The sequence below is a fragment of the Chitinimonas prasina genome, assembly GCF_030160395.1.
Taxonomy (GTDB): Bacteria; Pseudomonadota; Gammaproteobacteria; order Burkholderiales; family Chitinimonadaceae; genus Chitinimonas; species Chitinimonas prasina.
Map to the genome: position 1 here is coordinate 368650 of NZ_BSOG01000003.1, position 18097 is coordinate 386746.

Sequence of the window (18097 nt, forward strand, 5' to 3'; positions counted from 1 at the left end):
CATGACGACTCAAGTCCAAATCGCCGATGTGGTACCCAGCTACCCGTCCCCGCTGAAGGAGTTCTGGCAGAGCTTCTCGCACAACAAGGGCGCCGTGGTGGCCTTGTTCATCTTCCTCTGCGTGATTTTCTGCGGTGTATTTGCTGGCTGGATTGCGCCGCATGACCCGGTCGAGCAATACCGCGACCATATGCTGACGCCGCCGTCCTGGGCCGAAGGTGGGATGTCTACCTTTCTGCTGGGTACGGATGAGCTGGGCCGTGACATTCTTTCCCGCCTGATCCACGGTGCCCGCATTTCGCTGTTCATTGCCTTCATGTCGGTGCTGATGTCATTGATACCCGGCATGGTGCTGGGCTTGCTGGCGGCGTTCTTCCCCAAGGGGGCTGGTACGGTCATCATGCGCGTGATGGATGTGATGCTGGCCTTGCCCGGCATCCTGCTGGCCATCTGCATCATCACCATCCTGGGGCCTGGCCTGATCAATACCATGATCGCCATCGCCATCGGCACCCTGCCCAGCTATACCCGATTGACGCGGGCGGCCGCCATGGCCGAGATCAACAAGGAATACGTGACAGCCAGCCGTGTGGCGGGTGCCGGCGCGCTGCGTCTGATGTTCCTGACGGTGCTGCCCAACTGCATGGCGCCCATCATCGTCAATGCCACCCTGGGCTTTTCGTCTGCCATCCTGGAAACCGCTGCGCTGGGCTTTCTGGGCCTGGGCGTGCAACCACCCACACCGGAGTGGGGCACCATGCTGTCTGCCGCGCGTGATTATATCGAGCGGGCACCCTGGGTGGTGACCATGCCTGGCGTGACCATACTGGTGACCGTGCTGTCGATCAACCTGATGGGTGACGGCCTGCGCGATGCGCTGGACCCCAAACTCAAGCGTGCAGCCTAAGGAGCGGTCATGAGCTTGCTAAAAATCCGCAACCTGCGCGTGGAGTTCGGCTCGCTGGCGCATCCGTTTCCGGCCGTGGACGGCCTGGACTTTGATATTGACCGTGGTGAGCTGGTTGGCATCGTCGGGGAGTCAGGCTCTGGCAAATCGGTCACCATGATGGCCCTGATGGGCCTGATCGATGCGCCTGGCCGGGTGACGGCAGACGAACTGGTGTTTGATGGCCATGACCTGCTCAAGCTCAAGCCGGCTCAGCGCCGCAAGATCGTGGGCAAGGACATCTCCATGATCTTCCAGGATGCGCTGACCAGCCTCAATCCATCGTATACCGTGGGTTTCCAGATCAAGGAATCGCTCAAGGTGCATATGGGGTTGCGTGGTGCTGCGCTGGAGAAGCGGGCGCTGGAGTTGCTGGAGCTGGTGGAGATACCAGCCGCCAAGAGCCGCCTGGGTGCCTATCCGCACCAGCTTTCCGGCGGCATGAACCAGCGCGTGATGATCGCCGTGGCGATTGCCTGCAATCCCAAGCTACTGATTGCCGATGAGCCGACCACTGCTCTGGATGTCACCATCCAGGCGCAGATCATGGATCTGCTGGAGCGGCTGCAGAAGGAACACAATATGGGGCTGATCATGATTACCCATGATCTGGCCGTGATTGCCGAGATGGCCAAGCGCATCTGCGTGATGTATGCCGGCCAGGTGGTGGAGCAGGCGCCGGTGGCGGATTTGTTCCGCGCCCCCCGGCATCCCTACACCCAGGCCCTGCTGGAAGCCATACCCGAACACTCCAAGGGCGCCCGCCGCTTGTCGGCCCTGCCCGGCATCGTGCCTGGTCACTATGACCGGCCTAAGGGCTGCCTGCTGTCGCCGCGCTGCCGCTATGCACAGGATAAATGCAGCCAGGAGCGGCCCGCCTTGCTGGATGGCGTGCGCTGCTACTACTCGCTGAATGCCGAAGGGGAATCGACTCATGGCTAATCTGGACAATCTCCCGCCGAACCAGAGCGATCTGCTGGTGGCACAGGACCTGACCCGGCACTACCAGGTCAGCCGTGGTTTCATGAAGGGCCAGGCCACGGTCAAGGCGCTCAATGGCGTGTCGTTTACCCTGCAGCCGCGCAAGACGCTGGCTGTGGTGGGTGAGTCGGGCTGTGGCAAGTCCACACTGGCGCGCCAGCTCACCATGATCGAACCGGCTACCTCGGGCGTGCTCAGCATTGAGGGGGTCAATGTGGCCCAGGCCAACCACGCTACGGTGAAAGCCATGCGTGCCAAGGTGCAGATGGTGTTCCAGAACCCCTATGCCTCGCTGAACCCCCGCAAGACCATTGCCGCCACGCTGGATGAGCCGCTGTATATCAACACCAGCCTGAGCTCGGCCGAGCGCAAGGAGAAGATAGACGCCATCGTGCAGAAGGTCGGCCTGCGTCCCGAGCATGTACGTCGCTATCCGCATATGTTCTCGGGTGGCCAGCGCCAGCGTATCGCCATTGCCCGCGCCATGATCCTGAATCCGCGCATCGTGGTGGCGGATGAGCCGGTATCGGCACTCGATGTCTCCATACAGGCGCAGATACTGAACCTGTTCATGGATCTGCAGGAGGAATTCGGCGCCGGTTATGTGTTTATCTCGCACAACCTCAGCGTGGTGGAGCACGTGGCCGACGACCTGATGGTGATGTATCTGGGCGCTGCTGTGGAATATGGCAGCAAGAACACCATCTACGCCCGGCCCTTGCATCCCTATACCCAGGCACTGATGAGTGCGACTCCAGCCATACGCGAGGAAGACCGACGGCTCAAGATCAAGATCACCGGTGAGTTGCCCAGCCCGCTGAATCCGCCGTCGGGTTGTGCTTTCCACAAGCGCTGCCCGTACGCGGTCGAGCGCTGCCAGCAGGAAGTGCCCTTGTTGCGGCCTATCGATGATCGCCTGGTGGCTTGCCACCGGATTGAAGAGATTGCCGCTTAAGAGCCTGTTGGGAACTCAAGACATGGCTGGACAGGTGCCAGGGTAATCCTGGCGTTCGTTACGGTTGTGAATGGGCTTTGGTTTTTCAACGCTTTAAGTCCATTGCAGGCGCCAAGCCAGATAGTCGCACCACAAGCAAACGGCCACCCAAGGGTGGCCGTTTGCTTGTGGTGCGTGTATGGCTATGCGCGGGGCTACCACTATTTGGCTGGCGGCATAACTACCGCGACAACTCACCCTTCTGGTTGATGATGGTCAGCTCGACAAAGCGCGATCCGGCACGGTCGGTCGGGCTGTAGCCTATGCGGAAGCCGCCATAGTTGACCTCGCCCAGGTTGGACAGTGCCTGGAACACCCGGCTGCGGCTGGGGCTTGGGCCGGCACGGCCTATGGCTTCTGCTACCAGCTTGGCCATGATGAAGCCTTCCAGCGAGGCATAGCTGATGGGGGTTTTGGCTGAGGCGTATTCGGCCATGGCGGTGCGGTACTCGCGTATCAGCTTGTTCTGGTTGTCCCAAGGATAGGGATAGACCTGGGCGATGGCCAGGCCGTGAGCCAGCTCGGCGCCGACTTCACGTACCAGTTCGTCGAAATCGACGGTGGAGGTGTGATAAAGGATGGCGCCGCCGCCCAAGCCACGGAAAGCCTTGATAAAGGCGCCGGTGGGCTTGGTGATGGAGATCATCAGGATGGCGGGCGGGTTGGCCTCGGCCAGCTTCTTGGCAGCGCTCTCCACCGTCAGGGTGTTGGCCTTGTAGCTGCCGGTGGCTACGATGCTTAATCCGGCCTTCTTGGCCTCGGCCTGGGCGACCTTGAGGCCATCGCGGCCAAAGGCATCGTCCTGGTAAAGCACACCAAAGCGGTCTATGCCCAGGCGCTTCATCTGGGTGACCAGCTTTATGACCTCGTCCTGCTGACCTGCACGGGTGTTGAAGATATAGGGCGAGGCGGCATCGCGTACCGAGCTTGCGCCGCTGGTGAGACCCACCAGCGGGATGCCGGCCTGGTCCAGCCAGCTGCGTCGCAGCAACTCATAGGTCCCATCGGCGCCGAAGTAACCCATAAGCGCTACGGCCTTGTCCTGATCTATCAGTTTGCGCGTATTGTCCAGCGTGCGCTTGGCGTCAAAGCCGTCGTCATAGACGATATGCTTGACCTGCTCGCCGTTGATGCCACCGGATTGCCTGTTCAGGGAAAGAAAGTAGGCTTTCGCACCCTCGGAAAGGTGGCGGCCATATTCGCCTGCTACACCGGTGAGCGGTGCGCTCTGGCCGACGACAATGGCGGCTTGTGCCGCGCTACCTATCAGGCAAAGGGCCAGCAGGATACCCTGTGTTACTGCGCGCATAAGGTTTTCTCCCTTTTATCTTGGTCAATGCCGGGCTGAGTTTGCGCCTGATTCCCCTGTGCGTTCAATATGGTCGTATCGTGATGCGCTAATGGTATTAGCGCTGTTGGAAAATTGCCGTGGAGGATGGCGTAAGCACTTGTTGTAACAGGAAAGTGGTCTGCTAGGCGGTGTGGCAAGAAACGCAGCAAAAGGCTATGCGCGCGACATGTTCCGGTGCCTTGGCGTGGGGCGGTTTTTTGCCGGATGTCATATGTTGTTTGGCCTGTTGGCCGCATTGGAATAATAGCGGCTGGCAATGCCTCAAATGGGCAGGTGAAATAGTTCGGCGCAGGCTCTAGAATGATCGGCCCAGTGAACAGGAATGCCCTTACGATGAAACGCGCGGTCTACGCAGGCAGCTTCGACCCGGTGACCAACGGGCACTTGTGGATGATAGAGCAGGGCTACGAGCTGTTCGATGAGATGATCGTGGCCATCGGGGTGAACCCGGACAAGCGCAGCACCTTTACGGTGGAAGAGCGCGAAGCCATGCTGCGCGAATGCACCACTCACCTGCCCAAGCTCAGGGTGGTCAGCTTCGAGAACCAGTTTCTGGTGAACTACGCCCAGTCGGTTGGCGCCAATTTCATCCTGCGTGGCATACGCACTGCCAGCGATTACGAGTTCGAGCGCACCATGCGCTATGTGAACAGTGATCTGGTGCCGGATATCGACACCGTGTTCCTGATGCCACCCCGTGAGATTGCCGAAGTCAGTTCCACCATGATCAAGGGCCTGGTGGGACCGGTGGGCTGGGAGTCGGTGCTCAGGCAGTATGTGCCTGCGCCGGTGCATAGGCGTTTTATTGAGATGACGCTCAAGGGCTAGCCAGTTGCCTGGGTGCAAGCGCCCCTGGCGGGCGCTGCATATATTTCATCTTCATACTTATTAAGAGCCTGTTTACGATTTTTTCGCCCTTGGTGTGAAAATCGTAAACAGGCTCTTAGAGCCGGCGAGTGCTGATTCGCCGGCTTGTCACTTCTTTATTCGAGTCTAGCCATGTCTGCCCTGCAGGATTTCCAGAACCGCCTTGCCAAGAGCCACAAGCACTTTGCCAAGTGGGCCAAGCGCCAGCATACCGAGGCCTACCGCATCTATGACCGGGATATTCCCCAGTACCCGGTCGCCGTCGATATCTATGGCAGTCGCGCCCATATTGCTGAGTACGATACCGGCTGGCAGCAGACCGATGAGGAGCATGCGGCCTGGGTGGCTGAGGTCAAGGCCTGCGTGGCCCAGGTGCTGGGCATGGAAACCAGGACCGTGGCCTTCAAGCTGCGCCGGCGGCAGAAGGGGGAGTTCCAGTACAGCCGCACCGGCCACCACAGTGAGGATTTCGTGGTCAGCGAGCAGGGTCGGCGCTTCTGGGTGAACCTGGACGAGTACCAGGATACAGGACTGTTTCTGGATCACCGGCCCACGCGCAAGCGGGTGGGGGAGGAGGCGGCAGGCAAGCGCTTTTTGAACCTGTTTGCCTATACCGGCAGCTTTACCGTCTATGCGGCCACGGGCGGCGCCACTGACTCGGTGACGGTGGATTTGTCCAATACCTATCTGGAGTGGGCCCGCCGCAACTTCGAATTGAACGGGTTGGATCCTGTCCGGCACAAGTTGGTGCGTGCGGATGTGTTCCGCTATCTGGAAGACGCCATGGATGAGGGGCAACTATTCGACCTGATCGTGATGGATCCGCCCAGTTTCTCCAATTCTGCCAAGATGCTGGATATCCTGGATGTGCAGCGCGACCATGTGAAGCTGGTGCAGCAGTGCCGCAAGCTGCTGATGCCCGGTGGCGTGCTGTACTTCTCCAACAATCTGCGCGGGTTCGAGCTGGATGCTGGGCTGCAGCCGCTATGCCGCGATATCTCGGCGCAGTCGGTGCCTGAGGATTTTCGCAATCGCAAGATCCACCAATGCTTTCGCTTCGATGCATAGCGCTGGCGGCTTGAAAGATCTGCCACCTGTCGCAACCGATAGCCATCCGTCTGGTCAGATCTAAGAGCCTGTTCAATGTCTTTTCGCCGTGTCGCGGCCCGCTGGGCTCGCAGCCTTGCCGGATGAAGGGCAAGGCGCAAGACGCGCAGCGGTACGGGTACCGTCAGCGGCTTGCAACGCTGCCGTTCGCCGGCAAGGCTGCGAACCCGAAGGGCTGATCTGGAAAAACGGCCACTCACTGCGTTGTGCCGCTTGGCAATAACTTGTTATTGCCTGCGCGCCACGCCTTGTGCTTGGCCATTTTCCAGCTCAGCGACACGACGAAAAGACATTGAACAGGCTCTTACACCCATCGCACCGGGGCGTAGCCCAGGCGGATGCGGCTATAATCGTGCGTCTATCCAGCCCCTCTCCCATGATGAGAGAGGCACCCATCCGGAATGCATACCATGCAGATCAATGTTGAACGTCATCGTGGTCGTCGTGCCAGCCTGAGCGAGCGCCTGCCCGAGGGGCTGGTGATACTGCCGACGGCGCGCGTGCGCAATCGCAGCAACGATACCGACTACCACTTCCGCTACGACAGCAGCTTCTATTATCTGACCGGCTTTCATGAGCCGGAAGCCGTGCTGGTGATGCAGCTGGGCGAGCAAGCGAAATCCACCCTGTTCTGCCAGCCCAAGAACGAGCTGCGCGAAATCTGGGAGGGTTTTCTTTATGGCCCGGCAGCGGCCCGTGAGCAGTTTGGCTTTGATGAGGCCTATGCCATCGATCAGCTCGATGCCAAGCTGATCGAGTTGATCGCCGGCCAGCCACGGCTGTACTTCCCCATCGGCTTTGACGAGCAGTGGGATCGCCGGATCATGGGGCTGGTTCAGCAGGTGCAGGCGCGGGCCCGCAACGGCAAGCCGGCACCGATTGAGTTTGTAGATGTACGTGCCGCCGTGGCCGAGATGCGGCTGTTCAAGGACGATAGCGAAGTGGCCATCATGCGTGAGGCCGGACGCATTTCGTCCGAGGCACATATACGGGCCATGCAGACTACCCGCGCCGGCCAGTTCGAATACGAAGTGGAGGCCGAGTTGCTGTACCACTTCTACAAGAACGGCTCGCGCTATCCGGCCTATGGCAGCATCGTGGCCAGCGGTGCCAATGCCACCTGCTTGCACTACCACGAGAACAACCGCCGCATGCATGACGGCGATTTGCTGCTGATAGACGCCGGCTGCGAGCTGCATGGCTACGCCGCCGACATTACCCGCACCTTCCCGGTCAGCGGCAGGTTCAGCGGGCCGCAAAAGGACATCTACCAACTGGTGCTGGCCGCCATGGAAGCCAGCTTCGAGCAGGTGCGCCCTGGTGCTAGCCGCATTGCCTACCATGATGCATCGGTCCGCACTCTGACGCAGGGCCTGCTGGATCTGGGTATTTTCAAGGGTACGGTGGACGGCCTGATAGAGAGCGAAGCCTACAAACAGTTCTATATGCATGGCACCGGCCATTGGCTGGGGCTGGATGTGCATGATGTCGGCGAGTACAAGATCGACGGGCACTGGCGTTCGCTGGAGGCCGGTATGGCGCTGACGGTGGAGCCTGGCCTGTACTTCCGCCCCTTGCTGCCGGATTCGCCGTCCCACTATGTCGAGGTACCCGAGGCGTTTCTGCATATCGGTGTGCGCATTGAGGACGACCTGGTGGTGACCCGCGATGGCCATGAGAACCTGACGGCGCTGACGCCCAAGACCGTGGCGGACATCGAAGCCACCATGGCTCGTCAAGCCGGGTAAGCCTGCCGTGAGCCGGGTAGAGATCATTGAGAAGCAGTTGTTGTCGGACAACTGGTATCTGCTGCATCGTTACCGCTACAGGCTGACGCGCCGTGATGGCGAGGTGCAGGAGCAGAGCCGCGAGGTATACGACCGTGGCAATGGTGCGGTCATCCTGCTCTATAACCGGGCTCAGGGCACCGTGGTGTTGACCCGACAGTTCCGCTTGCCAACCTGGGTCAACGGCAACACTGACGGCATGCTGGTGGAGGCCTGCGCCGGCTTGCTGGATGCCGATAGCCCGGCCGATTGCATACGCCGCGAGGTGGCCGAGGAAACCGGCTACCGGGTGGGGCAGGTGCAAAAGGTGTTCGAGGCCTATATGTCGCCAGGCTCGGTGACCGAGATACTGCACTTTTTTGTAGCCGAGTATCAGCCGGCCGACAGGCAGGCTGAAGGTGGCGGGCTGGAGCAGGAAGGCGAGGATATCGAAGTGTTGGAGTGGTCGTTTACCGAGGCTGTCGCCGCCGTGGCCAGCGGTGCCATACGTGATGGCAAAACCATCATGCTGCTGCAGTATGCCCAGTTGCATGATTTATTGGGGGTGGGGCGCTGATGCGCGATTTCCCCGATCATCTGGATCTGATCATCGTTGGCGGCGGGCCGGTGGGGGGCGCCTTGGCGCTGTTGCTGGCCCACCGTGGCTGGCAGATCGGTGTGCTGGAGGCACGCCAGCAGCCCGCGCAGGACAGCCGCGCCCTGGCGGTGGCCCATGCCAGCCGGCAGACCCTGGCGGGCCTGGGTGTCTGGCCCCAGGCGGCCGCAACGCCAATACATACCGTGCATGTCTCGCAGCAGCAGGCTTTTGGTCGGGTCAAGCTCAGCGATGCAGACCTGGGCTTACCGGCGCTGGGCTATGTGCTGCCCTATGCTGACCTGGCCATGGCTATACACGTCAGGCTGGCCGAACAGGCCGGTGGTGTGCATTACCTGACGGGCGCGCAGGTGAGTGGCCTGAAGTCGCTGGATGGCTATGCCGTGGTCACCGTCAGCCAGGGCGGGCAGGAGCGTCTGCTAACAACCCGCCTGGCCGTGCTGGCCGAAGGTGGGAAGTTGCTGGCTGGCAGCGGCATAGGCCAGTCCGAACATGATTACCAGCAGCAGGCTGTGGTGGCTGATGTCTGGTCCGATACACCGCACCGTGGCCAGGCGTTCGAGCGTTTTGCGCTGGACGGCCCGATTGCCATGCTGCCCAAGCAGGATCATTACGCCTTGGTCTGGACGCGGCCCGCTCACGACCCCTTGGCAGTGCTGGGATTGCCTGATGCCGCGTTTCTGGCTGCCTTGCAGGACCGCATGGGCGATCGGGCCGGCCTGCTGACGCGCGTGGGGACACGGGCTGCGTTTCCGCTGCGGCTGAAGTGGGCGGATGCGCACCATGGCCGGCGTATCGCTGTGGTGGGCAATGCGGCTCAGACCCTGCACCCGGTAGCGGGCCAGGGCTTCAACCTGGGCTTGCGTGACGCGATCACCCTGGCCAGGGTGATCGCGGCGACGCCGCAGCCCGCGCTGGGGGATGCGGACATGCTGGCCCGCTTTGCTGCCCTGCGGCAGCGCGACAGCCTGGCGACCGTGGGCTTTACCGACGGGCTGATACGGCTGTTTGGCCTGGAATCGTTGCCGGTGCGGCATCTACGGGCTGCAGGCCTGCTGGCGCTGGACAATCTTCAGCCGCTGCGGCGTGGCTTTGCGCAACGCATGGTGTTTGGTACAGCATGAATCAGGGCGAATTCGATATCGTGATCGTGGGCGGCGGCCTGGTCGGCGCCAGTTTGGCCCTGGCACTGGCTGGACAGTGGCGAGTGGCCTTGCTGGAGAGAGCCCTGCCGCCGCTGCCAGCTGCCTTGCCGCAGGATTGGGACAATCGCATCTTTGCCATCAGCCCCGGCAGCCAGGCATTTCTGGCGGGTCTTGGCGCCTGGCCGCCCTTGCGCGCCGGCTGCATACGCGAAATGGACGTGCGGGGCGATGCAGGGGGGAGTATTCATTTCGATGCGCTGGAGCTGGCCAGCGAACAGCTGGCTGCAACAGTAGAGAATCGGGGTCTGCAAGCACTGCTATGGCAGGCCTTGCAAGGCCGAGTGGAACTATTGGCGCCGGCCAGCCTCCATGCTGTGCAATTTGATGCGGACCACGTCAGCCTGACCTTGGCGGATGGGGCCAGCATTCAGGCTCGTCTGGCCGTGGCAGCCGACGGCGCTTATTCTTGGCTGCGCGAGCAGGCAGGTATCGCCTTTGCCCGCCAGCCCTATGAGCAACAAGGTGTGGTGGCCAATTTCAGCTGCCAGCGACCACATGGTGATATTGCCCGGCAATGGTTCGGTCATGATGGGATACTGGCTTGGCTGCCCTTGCCGGGCAACCGTATCTCCATGGTTTGGTCCACCGGCAATCAGCACGCGACCGAGTTGCTGGGCATGGCGCCTGAACTGCTGGCCGCCCGGGTTGCGGCTGCTGGTGGGCATGGTCTGGGCGTATTGGCGCCCTTGTGCCCTGCGGCGGGGTTTCCCCTCAGCCTGGGCCGTGCCGAGCGCAGCATAGGTAGACGACTGGCCTTGGTGGGGGATGCTGCCCATACGGTGCATCCCCTGGCTGGGCAGGGCGTTAATTTGGGGTTTGGCGATGCCAGGGTGTTGGCGGATCTGCTCAACGCCAAGCCGGGGCGTGACCCTGGCGATGCCATGCTGCTACAGAGCTACGCCCGCAGCCGTGCCGAAGAAGTGCTACTGATGCAGACAGTTTGTGACGGCCTGCAAAAGCTGTTTGCCAGCACAGACCCTGTTCTGGGCTGTGTGCGCAATATGGGCCTGCAACTGACCGATGCATTGGGGCCGCTCAAGCGGACCCTGATGCGGCAGGCTTTTCGTTAATCTTTTTTACACCCAACGCAGGACATCACATGATTGCTTTCAACAAACGGTTATTCGCAGCGCTGGTGGGTTTGTCGCTGGCAGCGTGTGCCAATGCAGCTGGCGATGCGCCTGCTAACCTCAAGGCCGACATCCAGAAGAAATTCCCCAATCGGCCGATTGAGAGTGTGCGCACCACGCCGCTCAAGGGTATTTACGAAGTGGTGATGGAAGGTCGCCAGATCATCTACACCGACAACCGTGGCGACTTCATCCTGGTCGGCGACCTGGTGGACGTGAAGAACAAGGTCAGCCTGACCGAAAGCCGCATGAAGGAGCTGACGCGGGTGGATTTTGCCAGCCTGCCGTTGGATAAGGCGCTCAAGCTGGTACGCGGTACGGGTGCGCGCAAGGTGGCGGTGTTCTCCGACCCCGACTGCCCTTTCTGCAAGAAGATAGAGCGCGAAACCATTGCCAAGCTGGACAATGTGACGGTCTACACCTTCCTCTACCCCTTGGCCCAGCTGCATCCCGATGCGGCCCGCAAGTCGGCACTGATCTGGTGTGCGGCAGACCGGCAGAAGGCCTGGCAAGGCTGGATGTTCGAAGGAAAGCTGCCCGAGGGTAGCGATAGCTGTCCTAACCCGGTGGCCGACACGGTGGCGCTGGCGGACAAGCTGGGCATCAATGGTACGCCTGCCATGGTGTTCGAGAGCGGCGAGCTGGTATCGGGCGCCATCCCGCTGGAAGAGTTTGAAGCCAAGCTGTCGGCCAAGAAGACCAAGTAAGCCGTATTGCCGTGCCCATGCAGCGACGACTCCTCTATGCCTTGGCGGGTTCAGCGCTGGTGCATGCAAGCTTGTTGTCGCTGCTGGGGGCGGAAGCAGTAACAGGGCTGGGGCGCCAAGCCCGGGCACTGGTTGTAACACTGCAGCCCAAGCCGGCCAGGGTGGCGCCTCAGCCCGCCCCGCCGGCGCCCTTGCCGACGCAGCCCGGTATGGCTGAACCACAGCCTGCGGCGCCGGTAGCGCCACCCACGCCTGCCGCCGAGCCGGTCGAGGTAGCCTTGGTGTCATCCTTGCCCAGCGCCATAGCGGTGTTTGGCGGCACTAGCGATACCACCTGGTACACCAGCGAGGAGGTGGATGTCGCGGCGGAATCGTTGGTGGAAGTGCGGGTCGATACGCCCTTGGACATGGGACACGCCAAACTGGATGGGCGGGTGAAGGTGGCGGTTTATGTCGATGAGTTTGGTGTGACCGACCGTGTCGAGGTGGTGGAATCCACGGCGGACGAGATACTCAACAACCTGGCCATCGGTGCATTTCGTCGGGCGGTATGGCGGCCCGCCATGCTGGAGGGGCGGCGGGTGCGCAATCTGAAGCAGATTGAAGTCTGTTTTGGCCGCTGCGATGCCACGCCCTTGCGCTATAAAGAAATGATTGAGGTTAAAGAGCCGCCCAAGCCGTGATCCGTCATTTGCTACTTGTCAGCCTGTTCCTACTGTCGTGCACCTGCGCGGCGGAGAAATTGCGCATAGGCTTTGGGACCCATAAGCCACCATACATCTTTGAGCAGGAAAAACGCGGGCTGGAATACGATATCGTGGTGCAGGCTGCCATGGCGGCAGGTTTCGAGGTGGAACCCTTCTTCGCACCGATGGAACGGCTGCATCGCATGCAGGAGATGAGCCAGATCGATGCCATTGCCACGACCAATACCCGCAGTGGCGTGCCGGCCCATTACTCTAAACCGTATATTGAATACCACAATGTGGCGGTTGCTCTGGCCTCACGCAAGCTCAATCTGCGCAGCATTGCGGATCTTGGGGGTTATTCGGTCAGCGCCTTCCAGCGCGCTCGCACCCTGTTGGGCACGGAGTTCCAGGCCATGGCGTCCAACAATCCCCAGTATCGGGAAGAAGCTCAACAAATTGCCCGCAATCGCCTGCTGTATTCGGGCCGCATCGATGTGGTAGTGGGTGACAGACGCATCATTCAATACTTCAATCGCGAAGTATCGGGCGTGGTGGATACCCGTCAACCGGTCAGCTGGTTTACTTTGTTTCCCCCCACGCCTTACCAGGTGGCCTTCAGGCTGGCCGAGCAGCGCGATCGCTTTGATGCGGGGTTGGATGCGCTGCGCAAGAGCGGGGAATACCTCGCCATTGAGAAAAAGTACGACAACTATTGAAGGGGCTGCGAGGGGAGTCCATCACGCGATTGTTGCTGCTGCTTGTCGGCTTGGTGCTGCCGGGTCGGCCCACAGCCAGTGCTGAGACACTGGTGGTGGGCTTAGTTCCTATATATCTCCGAGATCGACAATGCCGACCTGGAGTTTGAAATCGTGGTGGCAGTGGTGCGGGGGGCGGGTTCGACGGTGCAAACCATTTTTGCCCTGCAGGAGCGCCTGCACCAGATGCTGGCGGAGGGCGGAATCGATGCTCTGACCAACACGGGCGAGCAAAACGGGGTCAAGGCGTTCTACTCCCAGCCTATATATCCGGTATCACAGTTTCGCGGTCACGCTGGCCGAGCGCTGCATTGTTCTGTGTAATGTGGCAGATCTGGGCCGCTAATCGGTAAGTGCATTCCAGCAGGCGCGTAGCTTGCTGGCGCCGGATTTCCAGGCAGTGACAGTGGCCAACCCCCTGTATCGCGAGGAGCCGCAGCAATTTACGGCGCAATGATCTTGAACAGGCTCTAAGGGGCTGGATTGGGGTAGCGCCGGTGGATAGCTTCTATTCCGTCCAGCACTGCCTGCGGCAACACCAGTTCGGTGCTGTCGAGGTTTTCGGCCAACTGCCCCAACTGGGTCGCGCCTATGATGGTGCTGCTGACATACCAGCGGTGCTGCGCCCAGGCCAGGGCCATCTGGGCGGGCTTGAGACCGTGCTCTCGGGCCAGCGCGACGTAGGCGGCGATGGCAGGCGGGAGCTGTTCCTTGCCATAGCGCTGGCCAAAAGCGGGAAAGCGGGTGATACGGCCGGCGGCCTGCGGGTCATCCAGGTATTTGCCGCTCAGGTGGCCGAAGGCCAGCGCACTATAGGCCAGCAGCCCCACATGCTCGCGATGGCAGACTTCGGCCAGGCCCTGCTCGAAGCTGCGGTTCACCAGGCTGAAAGCATTCTGTACGCTGGCGACGCGGGGCAGGCCGTGCTGCTCTGCCAGCTTGATGAACTGGCAGACACCCCAAGGCGTTTCGTTGGAGAGGCCGACATAGCGTACCTTGCCCTGCTCCACCAGCCGTCCCAGCGCAGTCAGTTGCTCGTGCAGGCTGGGCTGGTGGCGCTCATCGGCCGGTTCGTACTGGCTGGCCCCAAACAGTGGGACGCTACGGGCAGGCCAGTGCAACTGGTAAAGATCGATGTAATCGGTACGCAGGCGCTGAAGACTGGCCTCTACGGCCTGTTGAATCTGCGGGCCATCGCAACGCAAGGGGGAGCGCAGCCATTGCAGCCCTCGGCCAGGGCCGGCCACCTTGGTGGCAATGATCAGCTTGTCGCGCGGTTGCCGTGCCAGCCAGGTGCCGAGGTAGCGTTCGCTCAGCCCCTGGGTTTCTGCCCGGGCGGGGACAGGGTACATCTCGGCCACATCAATGAAATTGATGCCGCGCTCATAGGCCAGGTCCAGCTGGGCGTGCGCCTCGGCCTCGGTGTTCTGTTCACCAAAGGTCATGGTGCCCAGGCAGAGGGCACTGACCTGGAGTTGGCTGCTGCCCAGTGGCTGGTAGCGCATGGCTGTCTTCCGTGTCGGATGGGGAGCACAGAATAGCGCAAGGGCAGCGGCTTGTGGGGCGTGGGACAAGGAGGCGGCATGACCAACAAAAAAAGGCCGCTCGCGCGGCCCCAAGAAGCGTTGGTGTCCTACCAGATGCGTATGCGCTCGCTGGTGGGTTTGAACATGCCGTCGCCCTGCTTGACGTTGAAGGCTTCCATAAAGGCATCGCTGTTGACGGCGGCGCCGATGGGGCGCAGCGTGGCGGGCGAATGCGGGCCTGTTGTCAGTTGTTGCAGGAGTCGGGCTTCGCGGGTCTTGCTACGCCAGACCTGGGCAAAACCGATAAAGAAGCGCTGCTCGCCGGTATAGCCGTCCAGCGTAGGTGCCGGCTTGCCGTCCAGGCTGAGCAGATAGGCCTTGTGGGCAATCTGCAGGCCGGAGAGATCGGCGATGTTCTCGCCCAGCGTCAGTTTGCCGTTGACGTAGCGGCCGGCTATGGGCTGGTACTGGCTGTATTGCGCCACCATGCGCTCTGCCAGCTTGCCAAAGGCGGCCTTGTCGCTGGCCTGCCACCAGTTCTGCAGGTTGCCTTGGCCGTTGAACATGCTGCCTTCATCGTCAAAACCGTGACTGATCTCATGGCCAATGACCGCGCCTATGCCGCCGTAGTTGACGGCATCGTCAGCCTCGGCGTCAAAGAACGGGGCCTGCAGGATGGCCGCCGGGAACACGATTTCATTGAGGGAGGCGTTGTAATAGGCGTTTACCGTCTGGGGCGTCATGCCCCATTCCTCGCGGTCTATGGGCTGGCCCAGGTGGGCGAGTTCGCGGGCATAGTCAAACTGGTGGCCACGCAGCACATTGCCCAGCAGGTCATCGTGCTTGATGGTCAGGCCGCTGTAGTCGCGCCAGCGCTTGGGGTAGCCGATCTTGACCGTGTAGTTGGCTAGCTTGGCCTGGGCCGCCTGCTTGGTGGCGGGGCTCATCCATTCCAGCTTGTCTATGCTCTGGCCATAGGCCTTGAGCAGGTTGTCCACCAGGGTTTGCATCTTTTGCTTGGCCTGGGGCGGAAAGTATTGCGCCACATAGAGCTGGCCCACGGCTTCCCCCAGATTCTTTTCCACTATTTCTACGCCACGTCTCCAGCGTGGTCGTGGCTGTTTGGCGCCGGCTATCGCGTGGTCGTGGTAGTTGAAGCTGGCGTCGGCAAACGGGCTGGACAGATAGGGGGCGTAGCCATCCAGCACCCGTATACGCAGGTAGTCCCGCCATAGTGGCAGCGGCTCGTTGTGCAGCTGCTTGGCCAGGGTGCTGATGTAGCCCGGCTGGCTGATGTTGGCTTCGGTGGCCTGAGCCGCTCCCGCTGCGGCCAGGAAGGCGTCCCAATCCAGCTGCGGCGCCAGGGCTTTGAGCCCGGCACGGTCAAGCTTGTTGTAGGTTTTCTCGGGATCGCGATTGTCGACCTTGCTCCACTGGGCTTGTGCCAGCCTGCCCTCCAGGGCAATCACTGCGTCGGCCTTGGCGCTGGCGTCCTGGGCTGTTTCGCCATCCAGCATGAGCAGGGTCTGCAGGTAGGTCTTGTAGGCGGCACGCGCTGCGGCCATACGCGCATCTGGCTCGCTGTAATAGTCGCGATCGGGCAGGCCTAGCCCGCCCTGGCGGATATCCAGCAGGTAGCGGGTGGCGTCCTTGCTGTCTTGATCGACGCTGATACGCAGCGGCAGGCGTACGCCCCGGCTTTGCCATAGTCCCAGCGCGGTCAACAGGCCAGCCTGGTCGTTGATGGCGGCTATCTGCTCAAGCAGTGGCTTGAGTGGCTTGTTGCCCAACTGCTCTACCATGGCTTGATCCATGAAGCTGCCATACAGCGCGGCGATCTGGCGTGCGTTGGCATCATCCTGTTTGGCGGCGGCTTCGATGATGCCGCGTACTTGCTGCTCGGACTGATCACGCAACTGCTGGAAGGCGCCCCAGCTGGTGCGGTCGGCCGGGATCTCGGTCTTTTTCTCCCAGCCGCCATTGACCGCAGCATAGAGATTGTCCTGTATGCGTATGCTGGTATCGAAGTTGCTCAGGTCTATGCCGGATTTGGGTGCACCTAGGGCGCTGAGTGGCAGTGCCAGCGCGAGTGCGCAGGTGAGGCGGGTCAGTTGCATGTGTTGTCCCCTATGGTGAGCTTTTTGTTGTTGAAAAGCCGAAGCCAGCTCGTGGGCTACCCAGCGCCAGCGTAGCGGGAGGGCGGAGTATGAGTTCAGCCAGGGAGAGCCTGTTGGCACAGGCTTTACTGACGTCCCGCGCCTGGGTTTCCTTGACGCCTGTTCCGTTCAGCCCATCAGTGACTTGGGTTCTTCGCGGGCTGTTATGCCAGAGAGGAAAGGGCGGGGGCCAGCGCGATGCGACGAGCTGTCGATCAAGGGGATGAATGGAAATGAAAAACGGCCGCTTGTGGCGGCCGTTACGGGAAGTGACTGAGCAGGCTTATTTGTAGCGCGCTACGCCGTCGACCAGTTCCTTCTGGGCGGCTTCGATGCCGTCCCAGCCGGTCACCTTGACCCACTTGCCCTTTTCGAGGTCCTTGTAGTGCTCGAAGAAGTGGCGGATCTGTTCCAGCAGCAGCGGGGGCAGGTCGCTGGTGGACTTGATCTCCTTGTACATGGGGCAGAGCTTGTCCACCGGTACGGCGATCAGCTTGGCATCGATACCGGCCTCGTCTTCCATCTTCAGCACGCCCAGCGGACGGCAGCGCACCACCACGCCCAGGCTGAGGGGGAAGGGGGTGACAACCAGGACATCAACCGGGTCGCCATCCTCGCTGAGGGTCTGCGGTACGTAGCCATAGTTGCATGGGTAGAACATGGCGGTGCCCATGAAACGGTCTACGAACATGGCGCCGGTTTCCTTGTCCAGTTCGTACTTGATGGGGGCAGCGTTGGCGGGGATTTCGATGACGACGTTGAAGTCGTTCGGTACGTCCTTGCCAGCAGATACGCGGTCGAGATTCATGGTTTGTCCTTGGTTCAATGCAGGAGAGATTTAATTAGCGGAAGGATTATACCCGCCCGGTATCGGCTCTGTTGACCACAACGTGCGCGGAAGATTGCTGCACTATGGCAGGGGACGGCGTGGTGATAGGCTTGGTACTCAGGTCAAGTCCGTAGCGATAGGCAAAGGAGCAAGTGATGGAACAGGTATTCAAGGTGGAAGGCATGAGCTGCGGTGGTTGCGTGGCGGCGGTGGAACGCGCCGTCAAGGCGGTGGCTGGCGTGAGTGCCGTACAGGTGCGCCTGGCGGAGGCAGAAGCGACCGTAGTATTCGAGCCACAGCAGGCCACGGTGGCTGCAATACGCGCTGCCATAGAGGCTGCGGGCTTTGATGTGCCGGCCTGATGCCCGTCTGTAGCGAGGACGGGGCTGCAGGCAGGTTCAGGGCCTTTGCGGTATGCCTGGGCTACATGCTGGGCGGCGATAGCGTCACTAGCCTTGCCTGGGCAGCGGCT

At 61.2% G+C, this 18097-nt stretch carries 17 protein-coding genes; 13 read left to right on the forward strand and 4 right to left on the reverse strand.

The window, feature by feature from the left end:
- Position 1: 1 nt before the first annotated feature.
- The 3 genes from QQK16_RS14920 to QQK16_RS14930 are packed head-to-tail and all read left to right on the forward strand — an operon-like array spanning position 2 to position 2882.
- Positions 2 to 907, forward strand: a complete 906-nt coding sequence (locus QQK16_RS14920) for an ABC transporter permease subunit (RefSeq protein ID WP_284197267.1) — start codon at positions 2 to 4, stop codon at positions 905 to 907.
- Between the two features lie 9 nt (positions 908 to 916).
- Positions 917 to 1888 (forward strand): ABC transporter ATP-binding protein, encoded by a 972-nt coding sequence (locus QQK16_RS14925; RefSeq protein ID WP_284197268.1) that lies wholly within the window; start codon positions 917 to 919, stop codon positions 1886 to 1888.
- Positions 1881 to 2882 carry a peptide ABC transporter ATP-binding protein gene (locus QQK16_RS14930; protein ID WP_284197269.1) on the forward strand — a complete coding sequence of 334 codons (1002 nt, stop codon included), beginning with the start codon at positions 1881 to 1883 and terminating at the stop codon, positions 2880 to 2882. The genes QQK16_RS14925 and QQK16_RS14930 overlap by 8 nt, the downstream gene beginning before the upstream one ends.
- Positions 2883 to 3102: 220 nt before the next feature.
- On the opposite strand, the gene QQK16_RS14935 is transcribed toward QQK16_RS14930, so the two are convergent.
- Entirely contained in the window at positions 3103 to 4230 is a 1128-nt protein-coding gene (locus QQK16_RS14935) for an ABC transporter substrate-binding protein (RefSeq protein ID WP_284197270.1), read from the reverse strand.
- Between the two features lie 375 nt (positions 4231 to 4605).
- Here QQK16_RS14935 and coaD point away from each other — a divergent pair, with 375 nt between their 5' ends.
- The 9 genes from coaD (at position 4606) to QQK16_RS14980 (ending at position 13075) form a co-directional block, all read left to right on the forward strand.
- Positions 4606 to 5100, forward strand: coding sequence for a pantetheine-phosphate adenylyltransferase (gene coaD / locus QQK16_RS14940; protein ID WP_284197271.1), 495 nt, complete (start codon positions 4606 to 4608; stop codon positions 5098 to 5100).
- A gap of 171 nt (positions 5101 to 5271) precedes the next feature.
- Positions 5272 to 6207, forward strand: a complete 936-nt coding sequence (locus QQK16_RS14945; protein WP_284197272.1) for a class I SAM-dependent methyltransferase — start codon at positions 5272 to 5274, stop codon at positions 6205 to 6207.
- Positions 6208 to 6656: 449 nt separating this feature from the next.
- Positions 6657 to 7994 carry an aminopeptidase P N-terminal domain-containing protein gene (locus tag QQK16_RS14950; RefSeq protein WP_284197273.1) on the forward strand — a complete coding sequence of 446 codons (1338 nt, stop codon included), beginning with the start codon at positions 6657 to 6659 and terminating at the stop codon, positions 7992 to 7994.
- A 7-nt stretch (positions 7995 to 8001) separates the two neighbouring features.
- Positions 8002 to 8589, forward strand: coding sequence for a GDP-mannose pyrophosphatase NudK (nudK, locus tag QQK16_RS14955; protein WP_284197274.1), 588 nt, complete (start codon positions 8002 to 8004; stop codon positions 8587 to 8589).
- Positions 8589 to 9752: an FAD-dependent monooxygenase gene (locus tag QQK16_RS14960; RefSeq protein ID WP_284197275.1), complete on the forward strand. Its 1164-nt coding sequence runs from the start codon at positions 8589 to 8591 to the stop codon at positions 9750 to 9752. Before nudK ends, QQK16_RS14960 begins: the two co-directional genes overlap by 1 nt.
- A complete protein-coding gene (locus QQK16_RS14965) occupies positions 9749 to 10903 on the forward strand; it encodes a UbiH/UbiF family hydroxylase (RefSeq protein ID WP_284197276.1) in 1155 nt (384 codons plus the stop codon). Before QQK16_RS14960 ends, QQK16_RS14965 begins: the two co-directional genes overlap by 4 nt.
- A 29-nt stretch (positions 10904 to 10932) precedes the next feature.
- Positions 10933 to 11670 (forward strand): DsbC family protein, encoded by a 738-nt coding sequence (locus QQK16_RS14970; protein WP_284197277.1) that lies wholly within the window; start codon positions 10933 to 10935, stop codon positions 11668 to 11670.
- Positions 11671 to 11687: 17 nt separating this feature from the next.
- Complete coding sequence (locus QQK16_RS14975; RefSeq protein WP_284197278.1) at positions 11688 to 12353, forward strand: TonB family protein; 666 nt, start codon at positions 11688 to 11690, stop codon at positions 12351 to 12353.
- Positions 12350 to 13075, forward strand: coding sequence for a substrate-binding periplasmic protein (locus QQK16_RS14980; RefSeq protein ID WP_284197279.1), 726 nt, complete (start codon positions 12350 to 12352; stop codon positions 13073 to 13075). Before QQK16_RS14975 ends, QQK16_RS14980 begins: the two co-directional genes overlap by 4 nt.
- 509 nt (positions 13076 to 13584) lie before the next feature.
- Here QQK16_RS14980 and QQK16_RS14985 read toward each other — a convergent pair.
- The 3 genes from QQK16_RS14985 to ppa all read right to left on the reverse strand — a co-directional run bounded on the left by QQK16_RS14985 (position 13585) and on the right by ppa (position 17604).
- Positions 13585 to 14619 (reverse strand): NADP(H)-dependent aldo-keto reductase, encoded by a 1035-nt coding sequence (locus QQK16_RS14985; RefSeq protein WP_284197280.1) that lies wholly within the window; start codon positions 14617 to 14619, stop codon positions 13585 to 13587.
- 128 nt (positions 14620 to 14747) lie between these two features.
- On the reverse strand, positions 14748 to 16757 hold the full coding sequence (locus QQK16_RS14990; RefSeq protein WP_284197281.1) for a M13 family metallopeptidase: 2010 nt from the start codon (positions 16755 to 16757) through the stop codon (positions 14748 to 14750).
- 322 nt (positions 16758 to 17079) lie between these two features.
- A complete protein-coding gene (ppa, locus tag QQK16_RS14995; RefSeq protein ID WP_284197282.1) occupies positions 17080 to 17604 on the reverse strand; it encodes an inorganic diphosphatase in 525 nt (174 codons plus the stop codon).
- 176 nt (positions 17605 to 17780) lie between these two features.
- Between ppa and QQK16_RS15000 the strand changes: the two genes are divergently transcribed.
- Positions 17781 to 17987, forward strand: a complete 207-nt coding sequence (locus QQK16_RS15000; protein ID WP_284197283.1) for a heavy-metal-associated domain-containing protein — start codon at positions 17781 to 17783, stop codon at positions 17985 to 17987.
- The last annotated feature ends 110 nt before the right edge of the window (positions 17988 to 18097 follow it).

Excerpts from the sequence above, each read along its gene's own strand:
- QQK16_RS14990 (WP_284197281.1), bottom strand. The coding sequence starts at position 16,757 with ATGCAACTGACCCGCCTCACCTGCGCACTCGCGCTGGCACTGCCACTC.
- QQK16_RS14950 (WP_284197273.1), top strand. The coding sequence starts at position 6,657 with ATGCAGATCAATGTTGAACGTCATCGTGGTCGTCGTGCCAGCCTGAGC.
- QQK16_RS14960 (WP_284197275.1), top strand. The coding sequence starts at position 8,589 with ATGCGCGATTTCCCCGATCATCTGGATCTGATCATCGTTGGCGGCGGG.
- QQK16_RS14965 (WP_284197276.1), top strand. The coding sequence starts at position 9,749 with ATGAATCAGGGCGAATTCGATATCGTGATCGTGGGCGGCGGCCTGGTC.
- coaD (WP_284197271.1), top strand. The coding sequence starts at position 4,606 with ATGAAACGCGCGGTCTACGCAGGCAGCTTCGACCCGGTGACCAACGGG.
- QQK16_RS14945 (WP_284197272.1), top strand. The coding sequence starts at position 5,272 with ATGTCTGCCCTGCAGGATTTCCAGAACCGCCTTGCCAAGAGCCACAAG.
- QQK16_RS14935 (WP_284197270.1), bottom strand. The coding sequence starts at position 4,230 with ATGCGCGCAGTAACACAGGGTATCCTGCTGGCCCTTTGCCTGATAGGT.
- ppa (WP_284197282.1), bottom strand. The coding sequence starts at position 17,604 with ATGAATCTCGACCGCGTATCTGCTGGCAAGGACGTACCGAACGACTTC.
- QQK16_RS14970 (WP_284197277.1), top strand. The coding sequence starts at position 10,933 with ATGATTGCTTTCAACAAACGGTTATTCGCAGCGCTGGTGGGTTTGTCG.
- QQK16_RS14975 (WP_284197278.1), top strand. The coding sequence starts at position 11,688 with ATGCAGCGACGACTCCTCTATGCCTTGGCGGGTTCAGCGCTGGTGCAT.
- QQK16_RS14920 (WP_284197267.1), top strand. The coding sequence starts at position 2 with ATGACGACTCAAGTCCAAATCGCCGATGTGGTACCCAGCTACCCGTCC.
- QQK16_RS15000 (WP_284197283.1), top strand. The coding sequence starts at position 17,781 with ATGGAACAGGTATTCAAGGTGGAAGGCATGAGCTGCGGTGGTTGCGTG.
- QQK16_RS14930 (WP_284197269.1), top strand. The coding sequence starts at position 1,881 with ATGGCTAATCTGGACAATCTCCCGCCGAACCAGAGCGATCTGCTGGTG.
- QQK16_RS14985 (WP_284197280.1), bottom strand. The coding sequence starts at position 14,619 with ATGCGCTACCAGCCACTGGGCAGCAGCCAACTCCAGGTCAGTGCCCTC.
- QQK16_RS14925 (WP_284197268.1), top strand. The coding sequence starts at position 917 with ATGAGCTTGCTAAAAATCCGCAACCTGCGCGTGGAGTTCGGCTCGCTG.